This window comes from Streptomyces mutabilis, from assembly GCF_046628145.1.
Taxonomy (GTDB): domain Bacteria; phylum Actinomycetota; class Actinomycetes; order Streptomycetales; family Streptomycetaceae; genus Streptomyces; species Streptomyces mutabilis.
Genome location: NZ_CP176874.1, coordinates 6245735 through 6260593, shown reverse-complemented (window position 1 = coordinate 6260593; position 14859 = coordinate 6245735). Strand labels below are relative to the sequence as shown.

Annotated in this window: 16 protein-coding genes; 7 read left to right on the top strand and 9 right to left on the bottom strand. The window is 72.0% G+C overall.

Annotation, left to right across the window (positions count from 1 at the left end; all coding sequences use genetic code 11):
- Position 1 precedes the first annotated feature (1 nt).
- The 3 genes from ACLIN4_RS28205 (at position 2) to ACLIN4_RS28195 (ending at position 3641) form a co-directional block, all read left to right on the top strand.
- Positions 2 to 1501: an IucA/IucC family protein gene (locus ACLIN4_RS28205; RefSeq protein WP_290014802.1), complete on the top strand. Its 1500-nt coding sequence runs from the start codon at positions 2 to 4 to the stop codon at positions 1499 to 1501.
- A gap of 62 nt (positions 1502 to 1563) precedes the next feature.
- Positions 1564 to 2838 carry a VWA domain-containing protein gene (locus ACLIN4_RS28200; RefSeq protein ID WP_411576361.1) on the top strand — a complete coding sequence of 425 codons (1275 nt, stop codon included), beginning with the start codon at positions 1564 to 1566 and terminating at the stop codon, positions 2836 to 2838.
- A complete protein-coding gene (locus ACLIN4_RS28195) occupies positions 2838 to 3641 on the top strand; it encodes a hypothetical protein (RefSeq protein ID WP_107480293.1) in 804 nt (267 codons plus the stop codon). The genes ACLIN4_RS28200 and ACLIN4_RS28195 overlap by 1 nt, the downstream gene beginning before the upstream one ends.
- 52 nt (positions 3642 to 3693) lie before the next feature.
- On the opposite strand, the gene ACLIN4_RS28190 is transcribed toward ACLIN4_RS28195, so the two are convergent.
- Complete coding sequence (locus ACLIN4_RS28190; protein ID WP_411576360.1) at positions 3694 to 4335, bottom strand: winged helix-turn-helix transcriptional regulator; 642 nt, start codon at positions 4333 to 4335, stop codon at positions 3694 to 3696.
- An 87-nt stretch (positions 4336 to 4422) separates the two neighbouring features.
- On the opposite strand from ACLIN4_RS28190, the gene ACLIN4_RS28185 reads away from it, so the two are divergent.
- The 4 genes from ACLIN4_RS28185 to ACLIN4_RS28170 all read left to right on the top strand — a co-directional run bounded on the left by ACLIN4_RS28185 (position 4423) and on the right by ACLIN4_RS28170 (position 7461).
- Complete coding sequence (locus ACLIN4_RS28185; protein ID WP_107480294.1) at positions 4423 to 5631, top strand: pyridoxal phosphate-dependent aminotransferase; 1209 nt, start codon at positions 4423 to 4425, stop codon at positions 5629 to 5631.
- A gap of 30 nt (positions 5632 to 5661) precedes the next feature.
- Positions 5662 to 6264, top strand: a complete 603-nt coding sequence (locus ACLIN4_RS28180) for a histidine phosphatase family protein (RefSeq protein WP_100046175.1) — start codon at positions 5662 to 5664, stop codon at positions 6262 to 6264.
- 39 nt (positions 6265 to 6303) lie between these two features.
- Positions 6304 to 6975 carry a hypothetical protein gene (locus ACLIN4_RS28175; protein WP_382088877.1) on the top strand — a complete coding sequence of 224 codons (672 nt, stop codon included), beginning with the start codon at positions 6304 to 6306 and terminating at the stop codon, positions 6973 to 6975.
- 63 nt (positions 6976 to 7038) lie between these two features.
- Entirely contained in the window at positions 7039 to 7461 is a 423-nt protein-coding gene (locus tag ACLIN4_RS28170; protein ID WP_289913757.1) for an acyl-CoA thioesterase, read from the top strand.
- A gap of 70 nt (positions 7462 to 7531) precedes the next feature.
- Here ACLIN4_RS28170 and ACLIN4_RS28165 read toward each other — a convergent pair whose 3' ends face one another.
- The 8 genes from ACLIN4_RS28165 to ACLIN4_RS28130 all read right to left on the bottom strand — a co-directional run bounded on the left by ACLIN4_RS28165 (position 7532) and on the right by ACLIN4_RS28130 (position 14774).
- Positions 7532 to 8920 carry a nucleobase:cation symporter-2 family protein gene (locus ACLIN4_RS28165; protein WP_289913759.1) on the bottom strand — a complete coding sequence of 463 codons (1389 nt, stop codon included), beginning with the start codon at positions 8918 to 8920 and terminating at the stop codon, positions 7532 to 7534.
- Positions 8921 to 9195: 275 nt separating this feature from the next.
- Positions 9196 to 10584 carry an 8-oxoguanine deaminase gene (locus tag ACLIN4_RS28160; RefSeq protein WP_411576359.1) on the bottom strand — a complete coding sequence of 463 codons (1389 nt, stop codon included), beginning with the start codon at positions 10582 to 10584 and terminating at the stop codon, positions 9196 to 9198.
- Between the two features lie 72 nt (positions 10585 to 10656).
- On the bottom strand, positions 10657 to 12072 hold the full coding sequence (locus ACLIN4_RS28155) for a nucleobase:cation symporter-2 family protein (RefSeq protein WP_411576358.1): 1416 nt from the start codon (positions 12070 to 12072) through the stop codon (positions 10657 to 10659).
- 64 nt (positions 12073 to 12136) lie between these two features.
- Positions 12137 to 13072, bottom strand: coding sequence for a factor-independent urate hydroxylase (gene pucL, locus ACLIN4_RS28150; protein WP_043378259.1), 936 nt, complete (start codon positions 13070 to 13072; stop codon positions 12137 to 12139).
- Between the two features lie 7 nt (positions 13073 to 13079).
- Entirely contained in the window at positions 13080 to 13481 is a 402-nt protein-coding gene (gene uraH, locus ACLIN4_RS28145; RefSeq protein ID WP_019330152.1) for a hydroxyisourate hydrolase, read from the bottom strand.
- 2 nt (positions 13482 to 13483) lie between these two features.
- The gene (uraD, locus tag ACLIN4_RS28140; protein ID WP_290014809.1) at positions 13484 to 13993 is read right to left on the bottom strand and encodes a 2-oxo-4-hydroxy-4-carboxy-5-ureidoimidazoline decarboxylase; all 510 of its coding nucleotides are present in this window, start codon (positions 13991 to 13993) and stop codon (positions 13484 to 13486) included.
- A 149-nt stretch (positions 13994 to 14142) separates the two neighbouring features.
- Positions 14143 to 14511 (bottom strand): helix-turn-helix domain-containing protein, encoded by a 369-nt coding sequence (locus ACLIN4_RS28135; RefSeq protein ID WP_100046168.1) that lies wholly within the window; start codon positions 14509 to 14511, stop codon positions 14143 to 14145.
- Positions 14508 to 14774, bottom strand: a complete 267-nt coding sequence (locus ACLIN4_RS28130; protein ID WP_179342593.1) for a hypothetical protein — start codon at positions 14772 to 14774, stop codon at positions 14508 to 14510. The genes ACLIN4_RS28135 and ACLIN4_RS28130 overlap by 4 nt, the downstream gene beginning before the upstream one ends.
- Positions 14775 to 14859 lie beyond the last annotated feature (85 nt).

Below are 14859 nucleotides of genomic sequence, written 5' to 3'. Positions count from 1 at the left end.
CGTGCATCGTCCCCCCACCGCAGAGGCCGAGGTCGCCGAGGAACTGGCCGCCGTCCGTCCGGATCTCCTCCCCGGGTTCACGGCCGGGCTGCCCGGTGCCCGCGCGGCCGTGCTGACCCGGCTGTGGCGGGCGTTCGCCCATGAACCGCTGCCCTGGGTCGCGGGCCGGGACGCCGCGCGGGGCGGGCTCGTCCTGCGCCTCCGGGACGGCCGTCGGCTGGCCGGCCCGGCCGCCGACCCGTACCGGACGGACGCGTACGTCCGCGTCGTGCACCTCGACGAGGTTCCCTACGACGATCCGGCGCGGCTGACCACGGATCTCGCCGTACCGCACTCGGCGGGGTTCGCCGGGGAACTCGGGCACAGCGTCGCGTCGTTGGCGCTGTCGCGGACGGCCCGGGAGAATCACCCGGACGAGTGGCCGGACAGCGACTGGGGCTGGGAGCAGCGGGTGGTGGACGGGCATCCCTACCATCCGGGCTGCCGTTCCCGTCCGGGTTTCTCGGTGGCGGACCAGCTCGCGTACGGGCCCGAGCACCGGCCGGTGGTGGGGCTGGGCCTGGTGCCGGTGCCGGCGTCCGGGTGCCTGGTGACGGGAGTGTGGCCGCGGGACCTGCGGGACGGGGGGAAGGTGCTGCTCCCGGTGCATCCCTGGCAGGCGGCGCACGTGCTGAAGCGGCCCTGCGAGGAGCGGATCGCCGCCCGTCCGCTGATGTCCCTGCGCACCCTCGCCGTGCCCGGCGGGCCGCACGTCAAGACCGCGCTCGGCGCCCGGCTCACCTCCTCCGTGCGGGACATCTCGGTCGCCTCGATCGCCGCGTCCGCGACCCTGTCGTCGTTCGGCGAGGAGCTGGCGGCGCGCATGGACGGCCTGCTCCACATGACCCGCACCCTGGGCGCGGCCACCGCCCACTCCCCCGACCTGGCCGCCGTCCTGCGCGAATCGCCGCGGGTGTACGCGGACCGGGGCGAGCACGTCGTCCCGGTGGCGGCCCTCGCCACCACCGCACTGCCCCGCCGCCCCGGATGGCCTGCCGCGTTCGCCAGACTCGCGCTCACCGTCGGACTGCGCGCGCTGGAGCTGGGCGTGGCCCTGGAGGCGCACGGCCAGAACCTCCTCGTGGTGCTGTCTGCGGAGGGTGACCCGCTGCGTCTGGTCTACCGCGACCTCGCCGACATCCGGGTGAGCCCGGCGCGCCTGGCGCGGCACGGCGTTGCGGCCCCCGGACTGCCGCCGCGCATGCTCACGGACGACCCGGTGGTGCTGCGCCGCAAGCTGTTCGGTTCGCTGGTGGGAGGTGCGCTGGCGGCGACCGCGGGCTCGGGTCCGGCGCTGCGGGAGGCGCTGGAGGGGGTCGTACGCGAACTGCCGCGCACGCCGGACGTCATGGCGCTGGGTGAGGAGCCGCTGCCGGTCAAGGCGCTGACGCTGATGCGCACTTCGCCGGAGGGCACCGGGGATCTGTGGGCCCGCCTGCCCAATCCGCTGCACCTGGGGTGAAGTCGGGGCGTCCGCGCGGTCTCGTTTTGGAGCCCGGCACCAGTGATCAATAAGATCCGCCGATGATCACAAGAACACGGCTGGTGGCGGGCACGTGTGCCCTGCTCGCCGCGCTGGCGGCGGGAACGGCGTTCCCGTCCGGCGCGGCCGCCGGTGAACCCACCGGCGAGGACGCGCCGAAAGTGAACCTCGTGCTCGACGTCAGCGGTTCGATGCGGACGCGGGACATCGACGGCGGGACGCGGATGGCCGCGGCCAAGCAGGCGTTCAACGAGGTGCTCGACGCGACGCCGGAGGAGGTGAAACTGGGCATCCGGACGCTGGGCGCCGACTACCCGGGCGACGACCGCAAGAGGGGCTGCAAGGACACGGCGCAGCTCTACCCGGTGGGCCCGCTGGACCGCACCGAGGCCAAGACGGCGGTGGCGACGCTGTCGCCGACCGGCTGGACGCCGATCGGTCCCGCGCTGCTCGCGGCGGCCGACGACCTCGAGGGCGGCGACGGTTCCAAGCGGATCGTGCTGATCAGCGACGGCGAGGACACCTGCGCCCCGCTCGACCCGTGCGAGGTGGCGCGCGAGATCGCCGCGAAGGGCATCGGGCTGACCATCGACACGCTCGGCCTGGTCCCCAACGCCAAGATGCGGCAGCAGCTCAGCTGCATCGCGGAGGCGACCGGCGGGACGTACACCTCCGTCGAGCACACCGACGAACTCACCGACCGGGTCAACCAGTTGGTGGAGCGCGCGGCCGACCCAGTGGTGACGCCGGTCGCCACCACGGGCGCGGACACGTGCGCGAAGGCGCCCACGCTGAAGTCGGGGCTGTACACCGACCGTGAGGAGTTCGGGCAGCAGCGCTGGTACCGGGTGGACGTGCTGCCCGGTCAGGAGCTGCGCGCCGCGGTGAGCGTCGGCGCCGACCGCGCCGTGAACCCGTCCCACGGGGTGCTGTTGCGGGCGGTGACGGTGCACGGCCGGGAGATCGTGCGCGGTGAGGCGGCGGGCAACGGCCGTACGGACGTGGTCTCGACGGGGCTTCGGTACCCGAAGGCCGAGCGCGACGACGCGGACGGGGACAAGCCGGCCACCGAGACCGTGTGCCTCCAGGTCACCAACTCCTTCTCGCCCGTCTCCGGTGTGAAGACCACGCCGGGGCTGCCGCTGGAGCTGACCGTCGACGTCGTGGACGGGCCGACCGACGCCGACGACGTGGCCTCCTTCGGTCTCGGGCGCGGCTGGTGGCTGCTCGGCGTGCTCGTGATCTTCGGCTTCCTCGCCGGTCTGCTGTGGGGCTGGCTGTCGCGCTGGCGGTTCGCGGTCTGGAGGGCCAACTGATGCGTGTTGTACGAGCGTTGAGCACGGCCGCCGTGCTGCTGGGCCTCGCCGCGACCCCGGCGGCGGCCGATTCCTCCCCCGCCGCGAGCCCGTCCGGGGACGGTGACGCGCCGACGACGGCGGGCACCTCCTTCCGGACGGCGACCGAGATCGAGCAGGGACAGCGGGCGACGGCGAACGGTGCCGCCGGCGACTACCTCTACTGGTCGTTCCCCGCCGACGCCGGGCAGCGTCCCACCGTGCGGGCCACGGTGAGGCTGCCCGAGACCCACGCGGCCCAGACCTGGCGGGTCGACGTGTACGACGGTCTGCGCCGGCGCCAGGCCTGCCAGTGGGGCGCCCAGACCCGCACCGCGGCGGCGGACGCGTCCTCCGTGGAACTGGCCTGCGTCCTGCGCACCGTCCGCGCCTGGTCCGAGCCGTGGGCCAACGACCCGCTGCCGGGCACGTACTACGTCCGGCTGACGGTCGTGGACCTGCCCACCTCCGACCTCGGTGCCCGGGTGGGCGCCGAGATCGAGGTCGACTCGAAGGACATGGGCGGGGCGGCGGCGGTGGACGGTTCGCTGTCCGAGCCGCTGGTGCCGGGCGTGGCGGTGAAGTCCGGTGCGGACGAGGACGAGGAGGACGGCGGCGCCGTGCTGTCCGCGATCGAGCCCGAGGACGGCTGGTCCTCCGGCTGGTGGTCCGACCGGTGGGTGTGGACCGGCGTCGGCGGCGTGCTCGCCGCGCTCGCGGGTGTCGGCGGCTACGCCCTGACCCGCGGGTCGGGACGGCCCTCACGGGTGCCGCCGGGCGCCTGAACGACCGACGCGCTGCGCGGGAGGCCCGCCTCGGAGCGGGCCTCCCGCCCTTTCACGCCTCCCTGAGCGCCTTCGCCGCCGTGCCCTCGCCCGCCACGTCGAGCCGGCCCTCGCGCACGGCGTCCCGCAGCCCGAGTTCCCCGCGGCAGACGGCCGCGCAGGTCCGGGCGTCCAGCGTGAGCCGGGCGTCGGGCTCCCCGGCCGCGGGTCCGTCACCGTACACGGGCCCGCCCTCTCCGTCCCCGGCGTTCAGGTGGAAGGTCCCCTCCTCCAGCCGGACTTCGACGGTCCCCTCCCCCGCCCCGGCCTCCCGCAGCGCCCGCCTGAGGGGCAGCGCGAACCAGTGCGCCCGTACGGCGTCGGTGGGCCGCCGCTCCCCCAGCTCGCCGGCGCCCCAGGCGCCGAGCGCCTCCAGCACCGGCAGCAACCCGCTGCCGCGCGCGGTGAGTTCGTAGACGTACGCCGCTCCCGGCGGGGGCAGCCGGCGGCGGGTCGTCAGGCCCTCGCGCTCCATGTCCTTGAGCCGTGAGGCGAGTACGTCCGTGCTGACGCCGGGCAGGTCGGCGTGCAGGTCGGTGTAGCGCCGCGGACCGGCCAGCAGCTCCCGGACGATCAGCAGGGTCCAGCGGTCGCCGACGACGTCGAGCGCGCGGGCGGCGGAACAGTACTGGTCGTAGCTTCGGCGAGGTGACATGCGACGCAGTGTAGACAAGTTGTTGGACTTTCCAAGCTCCTACTTGGTAAAACCAAGCAACACCAGATACCGGAGGGGTAGCGGCTCATGGAGTTCCGGCAGTCGAACAAGCTCAGCGAGGTCTGTTACGAGATCCGCGGCCCGGTCATCGAACACGCCAACGCGCTGGAGGAGGCGGGGCACAGCGTGCTGCGCCTGAACACCGGCAACCCGGCGCTCTTCGGATTCGAGGCGCCGGAGGAGATCGTCCAGGACATGATCCGGATGCTGCCGCAGGCGCACGGCTACACCGACTCGCGGGGCATCCTCTCCGCCCGCCGGGCCGTCGCCCAGCGCTACCAGGCCCTCGGCCTGGAGGTGGACGTGGACGACGTCTTCCTCGGCAACGGCGTGTCCGAGCTGGTCTCCATGGCCGTACAGGCCCTGCTGGAGGACGGCGACGAGGTGCTGATCCCCGCCCCCGACTTCCCCCTCTGGACGGCGGTGACCACCCTCGCGGGCGGCAAGGCGGTGCACTACCTCTGCGACGAGCAGGCGGAGTGGTACCCGGACCTGGCCGACATGGAGTCGAAGATCACCGACCGCACCAAGGCGGTCGTCATCATCAACCCCAACAACCCCACCGGCGCGGTCTACCCCAAGGAGATCGTCGAGGGCATCCTCGACCTCGCCCGCCGGCACGGCCTGATGGTCTTCGCCGACGAGATCTACGACCAGATCCTCTACGACGACGCCGTCCACCACTCGGCCGCGGCCCTCGCCCCCGACCTGGTGGTCCTCACCTTCTGCGGCCTGTCCAAGACGTACCGGGTGGCGGGCTTCCGTTCCGGCTGGCTGGTGGTGACGGGCCCGAAGCAGCACGCGAAGGACTACCTGGAGGGCCTGACCATGCTGGCCTCCATGCGGCTGTGCGCCAACGCGCCCGCCCAGTACGCCATCCAGGCCGCGCTCGGCGGCCGGCAGTCCATCCGCGAGCTGACCGCGCCGGGCGGACGCCTGCGCGAACAGCGGGACGTGGCCTGGGAGAAGCTGAACGAGATCCCGGGGGTGTCCTGCGTCAAGCCCAAGGGCGCGCTGTACGCCTTCCCCCGCATCGACCCGAAGGTGCACCCGATCCACGACGACGAACGCTTCGTCCTGGACCTGCTGCTGCGCGAGAAGATCCAGGTCGTCCAGGGCACCGGCTTCAACTGGCCGGGCACCGACCACTTCCGCATCCTGACGCTGCCCCACGCGGAGGACCTGGAGGCGGCCATCGGGCGGATCGGCCGGTTCCTGAGCGGGTACCGGCAGTAGCGCGGGAGACCTCCGCCGTAGCCTGGAGCCATGGGTGATCTCTTTCTGGTCCGGCACGGCGAGACCGAATGGTCGCGGTCCGGGCGGCACACGGGACTCACGGACGTTCCGCTGACCGAGCACGGACGGGAGCAGGCGCGCGGTCTGGTGCCCTTGATCCGGTCGCACCGCATCGGGGCCGCGTTCGTCAGCCCCTTCCAGCGGGCCCGGGAGACCGCCGAGCTGATCGGGCTGCGGGACGAGGCGCGCGTCGATCCGGACCTGCACGAGTGGGACTACGGCGGCTACGAGGGGATCACGACCGTCGAGATCCACCGGAGCCGGCCGGACTGGTTCCTGTTCACGGACGGGGTCGAGCCCGGACCGCCGGAGCGTCCCGGTGAGACTCCCGAGCAGGTCGGCGAGCGGGCCGACCGGGTGCTGGCCAGGGTGGAGGCCGCGTTCGCCAACAGCGAGGGGTGCGTGGTGCTGGTGGCGCACGGACACTTCCTGCGGGTGCTGACCGCCCGGTACCTGGGACTTCCGCCGTCCGACGGCGCCCTGTTCCAGCTGGGAACCGGGACCCTGTGCCGGCTGGGCACGGAGCACAGCCGGCCGGTGATCGCCGCCTGGAATGTCAGACCTCCGTCGTAGTCTTCGAAGGCGTGACCGGTGTGAGGGAGGGAGGACGCCGTGGCACTGTCGCCGACCGCGGCGCAGCGGCGTGTCATCGCCGCCGCCGACCCCGTGTCCGGGCGCCTGAAGGGCACGGAGACACAGCTCGCGGCGCTGGTGAGGCGAGGGCTCGCCTTCCGGCATCCGCGCCCGCCGCACGACCACTTCCTGACCCCCGCCGGACACCGGATACGGGAGACGGGGGCCGAGCCGGGAGCCGGTGCCGAGCCGGGTGCCGAGGTGGCGCGGGGTGACTCGGAGGGCGCCGAACCGGCCCGCGGAGGCGTGTTCGCCGCACGGATCGGCGGGGAGGAGGCCGCGGCGGGCGACGCCGGGCCGGCGCGGCTGCGCGAGGTGCGCAGCGCCTGGCAGGGGCTGCTCGAGCTGCGCCGGATGAGCCATCCGGACGGGGCCACGGACCGGCCCTGCGGGTGGGAGCGGGCCCATCTCGTGCAGGCCGCCGCGCTCGCCCTGGAGGCGGCCGGGTGCCGTCCGGCGGGGCCCGACGGCGCGGACGGGTACCGGGTGCGCGCGACACCGCAGCCCGAGGCCGTCGCCGTGTACGGACCCGACGGCACGGCCCTGCGGGACTGCGCGGCGACACTGGAGCGGGCGGGCTGGCAGGTCGGGGAGCACACCGAGCCGCGCACCAGGGCCCGTTACCTGCTGGCCTCCCCGCGGAAGGTGTGACGCCCGCATGTCAGGATCGGTCGGTCGGTACGTCCAGTACGTGTGCGAGGAGAGGCAGCAGCCGTGAGCGAACCGTTCTCCGTTCCCGTGACCGTCCGCGGGTACGAGACCGACACCCAGGGTCACCTCAACCAGGCCGTGTACCTGAACTACGCGGAGCACGCCCGCTGGTCGCTGCTCCGGGCCGCCGGCATCCGGCAGGCCGATCTCGTGGCCCGGGGCGTGGGTCCCGTCGCCCTGGAGACGACCATCCGCTTCCGGCGGGAGCTGCTCGCCGGCGACGAGGTCGAGGTGACCTGCGCCTTCGAGTGGGGCGAGGGCAAGACGTTCCGGATCGTGCAGCTCGTCCGCAAGACGGACGGCACCGTCGCCGCCGAGATCGAGGCGGTCGGCGGACTGATGGACCTCGGGGCCCGCAAGCTGGTGGCCGATCCGGCGCAGCGACTCAAGGAACTGGCCTTGGATCCCGCGCTGTTGGAGGTCTGACGAAGGGGCCGGCGCCTCCGGTCGAGGCGCCGGCCCCTCGGTAACGCCCGGGGCTCTCCCGGTGGCGGCCTCACGGGGTGGCCGGGGCCCGGGTCGCCTCGCTGATCTCCTCGCCCGCCTCCATGGGATGGGTCACGTCCTCCGCGTCCCGCTTGCGGCCTCCGATGTGGTTGAAGACCAGGTTGAGCAGGACGGCGACGACGCAGCCGGTCGAGATGCCCGAGTCCAGGATGATCTTCGCGTTCTCCGGGAACGCGTGGTAGAACTCCGGCTCCGCGATCGGGATGATGCCGACGGCCAGGGAGACCGCCACGATCAGGACGTTGTTGTCCTTGTCCAGACTCGCCCGGACCAGGGTCTGGATGCCGCTGGCCGCGACGGAGCCGAAGAGGACCACGCCGGCGCCGCCGAGCACCGGTCGGGGGACCACGGCGATGAGCGAGGCGGCCATGGGGCACAGGCCCATCAGCACCAGGAAGCCGCCGCCCGCGGCGACGACGTAGCGGCTGCGGATCTTGGTCATCGCGACCAGGCCGATGTTCTGGGCGAAGGCGCTGCACATGAAGCCGTTGAAGAGCGGGCTGATCGCCGAGCCGAGGGTGTCGGCGCGCAGGCCGGCCGCGATGGTCTTCTCGTCGGCCTTGCGGTCCACGATCTCGCCGAGGGCGAGCATGTCGGCGGTGGACTCGGTCATCGAGACCACCATCACCACGCACATCGACAGGATCGCGGCGAGCTGGAACTGCGGGGCGCCGAAGTGGAACGGGGTCGGGAAGCCCACGATGCTCGCGTCCGCGACCGGCCCGAAGTCCGTGACGCCGAACGGGATGGCGATGAGCGTGCCCGCGACCAGGCCGAGGAGCACGGCGATCTGCTTGACGAAGCCCCGGGTGAAGCGGCGCAGGAGGAGGACGATGACGAGCGTGATGGCCGCCAGGCCCAGGTTGGTCGACGAACCGAAGTCGTCGGCCTCGGGGCTCGGTCCCTGTGCCCAGCCGAAGGCGACGGGCAGCAGGGACACGCCTATGAGGGTGATGACGGTGCCGGTGACGACCGGCGGGAAGAAGCGGATCGCCTTGCTGAAGAAGGGTGCGGCGAAGAAGCCTAGGAGTCCGGCGACGATGACGGCGCCGAAGATGATCGGCAGCGCGTCGGACTTGTCCTCGGTGGAGGCGACGATCGCGGTCATGGGGGCGACGCCCGCGAAGGTGACGCCGTTGACGAAGGGCAGGCGGGCACCGATCTTCCAGATGCCGAGCGTCTGCAGGAAGGTGGCGAGACCCGCGGTGAACAGGCAGGCGCCGGTGAGGAAGGTCAGTTCGGTGGCGGTCAGGCCGATGGCCGCACCGACGATCAGGGGTGGTGCGACGACTCCGGCGTACATGGCGGCCACGTGCTGGAGGCCGGTCGTCGCCATTTTCAGTGGCGGGAGTTTCTCATCAACAGGGTGGTCGGCCACGGCGGCGTTCCTCCGGTCGGTTACACGTCGGCTCTGACGTGGGTGTCAGGGAGGTGGTGCGGATGGGCATGGGGGTACCTCCCGCTCGAGCGAAGTCGAGAGTGGGGGAGGGACCGGGACGGACCCCGTTCGGGGAAACGGGAACCGCTCCGGGGGCGCGCGTATGGGACGCGCGCCCCGGAGACGGCCGCCATGGACCCCGCTCGGGTCCACGGCTACCGGCCGGGAGCCGTCCCTCCCGGCCGGAGATCAAGTGGTGTTCGGTTGTGCGGTGTTCAGGCCTGTGCGGCGATCCGGGCCAGCCGCCGCGCCTCGTCCCGGGTGGAGCGGGCGACGGCGTCCTCGTCGACCGTCAGCAGCCTGCCGTCCTCGACGATCCGGCGGCCGTTCACGAACGACGCAGTGACCGGCGCGGCGGCTCCGAGGACCAGGGCGGTCACCGGATCGGCGATGGAGGAGTGGGCGAGCGTGTCCATCCGCCAGAGCACCAGGTCGGCGAGCTTGCCCGCCTCCAGCGAGCCGGTCTCGGCGGCGCGGCCGAGGACCTGGGCTCCGCCGTGCGTGCCCAGGCGCAGGGCCTGGCGGGCGGTCAGCGCGGCCTCGCGGTGGGCGCCGAGGCGGTTGACCAGCAGGGCGTTGCGGAGTTCGGTGTGCAGCTCGCCGGACTCGTTGGAGGCGGTGCCGTCGACGCCGAGGCCGACCGGGACGCCGGCGGCGAGCAGGTCGGGGACCCGGGCGATGCCCGCGGCCAGGCGGGCGTTGGAGGAAGGGCAGTGGGCGACGCCGGTCCTCGTGCGGGCGAAGGCGGCGATGTCGGAGTCGGTCATGTGGACGCAGTGCGCCATCCACACGTCCTCGCCGAGCCAGCCGGTGGACTCGAAGTAGTCGGTCGGGCCCATGCCGAACAGCTCGTGGCAGAACTTCTCCTCCTCCACGGTCTCCGAGCCGTGGGTGTGCAGCCGCACCCCCAGCCAGCGCGCCAGATCGGCTCCCTGGCGCATCAGTTCGGTGGAGACCGAGAAGGGGGAGCAGGGAGCGACGGCGATCTGCGTCATCGCGTCGAACGACGCGTCGTGGTACTCCCGGACGGTGGCCTCGGTGGCGGCGAGCGCGTCGTCCAGGCTCTCCACCGCGAAGTCCGGCGGCAGCCCGCCGTCCGACTCGCCGCGGTCCATGGAGCCACGGGCGAGGGTGAAGCGGACGCCCGTCTCGCGGGCGGCGCGGACGATCGCGCCGGACAGGTCGCCGCAGCCCCGGGGGAAGACGTAGTGGTGGTCCATGGCGGTGGTGACACCGCCGCGGGCCATCATGGCGAGCGAGCCCTGTGCCGCCGCGTACACCATCGGCTCGTCGATGCGCGCCCAGGTCGGGTAGAGCGCGACCAGCCAGTCGAACAGGTTGTGGTCGGTGGCCAGGCCCCGGGTGAGCCACTGGTAGAAGTGGTGGTGGGTGTTGACGAGGCCGGGCGTGGCCAGGTGTCCGGTCGCGTCGATCCGGCTCACGACGTTCTCCAGGCCCTCCGGCGCCCGCCCCGCGCCCACCGACTCGATCCGGTTGCCGGCGAGTACCACGTGGCCCGAGGCGTACTCGGTGTCGTCCGCGTCGACGGTCGCGATGGCGCAGTTCTCGATGACGATGCGATCGGCTGCCGATGATGCCGCCATGCTGCTTCCTTGTCTCTCGGTGCGACCCGTGGACGGGGAGTCGGGTACCCACGGGGAGGGCACGGCAGGACCCTAGGAGGATTTGAGTGCCGCGGCCGCGGGACGGCTGCGGGTGCCGAGATGGTGGAAGAACAGGTTGAGAGTGACCGCGACGAGCGCGCCGGCGCTGATGCCGGAGCCGAGCACGGTCTGCGCCCAGGCGGGGAACTCGGCGTAGAAGGTCGGCGCGGCCAGCGGGATGATGCCCGCGCCGAGCGCCACGGCGACCAGGATGATGTTGGAGCTGTCGTCGAGGCCGGCCTCGGACAGCGTACGGATGCCGCTGACCGCGATGGAGCCGAAGAGGACGATGCCCGCGCCGCCCAGGACCGGCATCGGCACCAGGGAGACCACCGCGCCGAGGACCGGGAAGGCGCCGAGGACCAGCAGGGTGGCGCCGGCGACGGCGACGACGTAGCGGCTGCGCACCCGGGTGAGGGAGACGACGCCGACGTTCTGCGCGAAGGCGGAGGTGGGGAAGCCGCCGAAGACGGGGCCGACCAGGGTGGCGAGGCCGTCGGTGCGCAGGCCGCGGGTGATGACCTTGGAGTCGGCGCGGCGGTCGCAGATCTCGCCGAGGGCGAGCATCCCGGCGCTGGACTCGGTCATCAGGACCAGCATCACGATGCACAGCGACAGGATGGCCGCGGGCTGGAACTCGGGGGCGCCGAAGGCGAAGGGCATGGGCAGCGCGGCGACCGGCGCGGACTTCAGGCCGCTGAAGTCGGCCATGCCGAACGGGATGGCGACCAGGGTGCCGACCAACAGCCCGAAAAGCAGGGCGACTTGCTTGAGGAATCCCTTGCCGAAGCGCTGCATGACGAGGATGACGGCGAGGGTGAAGGCGGCGAGCGCGAGGTTGCGCATGGCGCCGAAGTCGGCTGCCGTCTCGTCGCCGCCCTGCGCCCAGCCGACCGGGACCGGCATCAGCGTGACGCCGATGAGGGTGATGACCACGCCGGTGACCAGGGGCGGGAAGAAGCGCAGCAGGCGGCCGAAGAACGGGCCGACGGCGAGGCAGAAGACGCCGGCGACCATCACCGCGCCGTAGATGGCGGGGAGTTGGCTGCCTTCGCTGTTGGTCTCGGCGATGGCGAGGATGGGCGCGATGCCGGCCGAGGACGCGGCGTTGACGAAGGGCAGGCGGTTGCCGACGAAGCCCTTGACGCCGAGCGTCTGGATCAGGGTGGCGACGCCCGCGATGAGCAGGCTCGCGGCGATCAGCCGGGTGCGGCCCTCGATGTCGAGGCCGACGGCCTGGCCGATGATGAGCGGAGGAGTGACAACGCCCGCGTACATGGCGGCGATGTGCTGGAGCGCGGCGGGGACGAGCCGCGAGGGGTGGAGCTTCTCGTCGACCGGGTGCACGGACGTGACGGCGTCCTCGGTGTGCTCCGGTGACGGGGTGGAACTTGAGCCTTTCGCCGGCTCCGTTGCAGGCTGTGCCATGGTGTTCCCTCCGGTGTGGCGCGCCACCGGCCCCGGTGGCCGGGCCGGCGGCGCGCGTCCCGCGTCAGAGGTTGGTCATGTCGACCGGGATCAGTTGCTCGGCGCCGTCGCGCAGGATGGTGGCCTCGATCAGGCCGTAGGGCCGGTCGGCGGCGTAGTAGACGGCGCCGTCCTTGGCCTCGTTGTCGATCCCGAAGGGCGACAGGTCCGAGCGGAAGTGGTGCTTGTTGGGCATCGAGAAGCGGATCTCGTCGACCTCGTCACGGGAGTTCAGCACCCGCACGCCCATCTCGAAGAGGGTCTGCTGGAGCGAGTACGAGTACGTCTCGGCGAACGCCTGGAGCGCGTGCTTGCGGACCCCGTTGTACGAGCGGTCCCAGTCCGGGGCGTGCGAGTCGATGCCGTCCCAGTTGTGCCGCCACCAGGTGGAGACGGTGGTGGCCAGGATGCGGTCGTAGTCCTCCTGGAGGGTGGTGTACTTGTCCTTCAGGTAGCCGAAGAACTCGGAGTTGGTCGAGTTCAGGACGGTCAGGTCCTTGAAGCCGGAGAGCACCTGGATGCCGTGGCCGTCGTAGGTGATCTGCGCGACGCGGGTCTCCTGGCCCTTGCGGACGAAGGAGTGCGCGATCTCGTCGGAGCCGACGAAGCGGGCGCCGCCCTTCGAGGTCTCGATCCGCTCCCAGCCGTACTCCTCGATGCGGATGCGGGCCCGGTGGATCGGCTCGTTGTTGTCGACGAAGTGGCGGGCGAGCTTGACGCCGAGGTCCTCGGCGCTCTCGATGCCGTGCTCCTTGGCGAAGGCGAACACCGTGTTCTTGGTGGTGTCGGTCGGCAGGACGTTCGCGTTGGACCCGCTGCGGTGGACCTCCTCCATGTCGCCGGAGAGGGCGACGGAGACGTTGAGGTCCTTGATGTGGTGCGTGTCGCCGTCCCGCGTGATCTTGACGACGCGGTTCTCTGCCTTGCCGTACTGGTTCTGTCCCAGGACGAAACGGGTCATGTGTCGGTCAGCTCCCTCGGTAAACGGAGTAGCCGAACGGGTTGAGCAGCAGCGGAACGTGGTAGTGCTCCCCGGGCACCACCGCGAAGGTGATGGTGACCTCGGGGAAGAACACGGGCCGGCCGTTCTCGCTGTCCCGGAGCGCGGGGGCGTCCTGCTGGGCCGCGGCTTGTTTCTTGGCGAAGTACGTCTCGGTGTCGAAGTCGAGCCGTACGTGTGTGGTGCCCTCCGGCAGTGCCGGGAGGTCCTTGCACCGGCCGTCCGCGTCGGTCGCGGAGCCGCCGAGTGCCTGCCAGTCCGCTTCGCCGCCGGCGCGGGCGGCGAGCTGGACGGCGACACCCTCGGCGGGGCGACCGACGCTGGTGTCCAGGATGTGCGTGGACACGGAGGCGGTGGTGCTGGTGCTCATGGTCAGGCGTCCTGTTCGACGAGTCGGGAAAGGCGGATGCGGTTGATCTTCCCCAGTTCGGTGCGGACGATCTCGCGCTCCTGCTCGGGCGAGTTGCCGATCCGCTCCTTGACCGCGTCCCGCATCTGCTCGCCGGTCCGGCCGGTGGCGCAGATGAGGAAGACGTGGCCGAACTTGTCCTGGTAGGCCAGGTTGAGGTCGAGCATCTCCGCCTTGAGTTCCTCGGAGGCGCCGGCCATGCCGGCCTGCTCGCGGGAGGAGGTCGGGTCGCCCGGCTTGGGGCGGCCGATGGGCGGGTGCCCGGCCATCGCCTCGGCGAGGTCGTCCGCCGTCAGCTCGGCCATGGCGGCGTCACTCGCGGCGTACAGGTCCTCGACGGTGGCGTAGGGGCGGGCGGCGAGCAGGTGCCGGGCCCACGCCGTCGAGGCACACGCCTCGTGGAGTTCCGCGAGTGCCGCGGACTCCTCGAGGGCGTTGAAACGGGCCAGGCCCGACGCGGAAGTGGACGTCACGGGAGCCTCCGTGGCCTTGTGCTGAACGGGCGTGCCGATAGCTAACGCCCTCGGAAACAAAGCGTCAACACCTTGTTGAAAATTCGGTGTTACGAAAGCCGCCGCCCGGTTACCGGACGGCGGCTCGTGATGTGGGGCTCCTGCGCAGGTCAGGAGTCCTTCTCGCGGTTGAGGTAGTTGTAGACGGTGAAGCGGCTGACGCCGAGGGCGCTCGCGACGGTCTCCACGCCGTGCCGTACGGAGAAGGCACCGCGCGCCTCCAGGGTGCGGACGACCTCCTGCTTGGCGCGCCGGTCGAGTTCGGCCAGCGGCCTGCCCTGCCGGCGCTCCATGGCGGCCAGGATGTGGTCCAGGGAGTCGGCGAGCTGGGGCAGGCGCACGGCGACGACGTCGGCCCCCTCCCAGGCGAGGACGACGTCGTCCTGACCGGCCTCGTCCGGCGGGAGCATCTCGCCCCCGATGGCATCGACCAGGGGTTTGACGGCCGCGATGAAGGGCTCCTCCCCCGGACGGGTCACCGCTCGCCCTCGCCTTCGGCGCCCGGCGCGACGACGTTGACCTGGAGGGAGATCCGGGTGGCCCCCGCCTCCAGGGACCGGCGCAGCAGCGCGTCCACGGCGGTGAGCACCGCGTCGGCGCCGCCCTCGGCGGTGTTGCCGAAGGGGCCGACGTCCACCTCGTCCAGCTCCGCGGCCTCGACGACCTCGCGGGCGACCACCGCGTGGGCGGGCGCCTCGTCCAGGTCGAAGGGTTCGGTCGTGAACTCCACTCTCAATCGCACCCGGTCAACCTAACGCGCGGTGACCGTTTTACGCCGCCCCCTCTTGACAAGTACCGAGCACCGGCGGCAATCTTCCATTACGCAG

Excerpts from the sequence above, each read along its gene's own strand:
- ACLIN4_RS28200 (WP_411576361.1), top strand. The coding sequence starts at position 1,564 with ATGATCACAAGAACACGGCTGGTGGCGGGCACGTGTGCCCTGCTCGCC.
- ACLIN4_RS28195 (WP_107480293.1), top strand. The coding sequence starts at position 2,838 with ATGCGTGTTGTACGAGCGTTGAGCACGGCCGCCGTGCTGCTGGGCCTC.
- ACLIN4_RS28190 (WP_411576360.1), bottom strand. The coding sequence starts at position 4,335 with ATGTCACCTCGCCGAAGCTACGACCAGTACTGTTCCGCCGCCCGCGCG.
- ACLIN4_RS28185 (WP_107480294.1), top strand. The coding sequence starts at position 4,423 with ATGGAGTTCCGGCAGTCGAACAAGCTCAGCGAGGTCTGTTACGAGATC.
- ACLIN4_RS28180 (WP_100046175.1), top strand. The coding sequence starts at position 5,662 with ATGGGTGATCTCTTTCTGGTCCGGCACGGCGAGACCGAATGGTCGCGG.
- ACLIN4_RS28160 (WP_411576359.1), bottom strand. The coding sequence starts at position 10,584 with ATGGCGGCATCATCGGCAGCCGATCGCATCGTCATCGAGAACTGCGCC.
- ACLIN4_RS28155 (WP_411576358.1), bottom strand. The coding sequence starts at position 12,072 with ATGGCACAGCCTGCAACGGAGCCGGCGAAAGGCTCAAGTTCCACCCCG.
- pucL (WP_043378259.1), bottom strand. The coding sequence starts at position 13,072 with ATGACCCGTTTCGTCCTGGGACAGAACCAGTACGGCAAGGCAGAGAAC.
- uraH (WP_019330152.1), bottom strand. The coding sequence starts at position 13,481 with ATGAGCACCAGCACCACCGCCTCCGTGTCCACGCACATCCTGGACACC.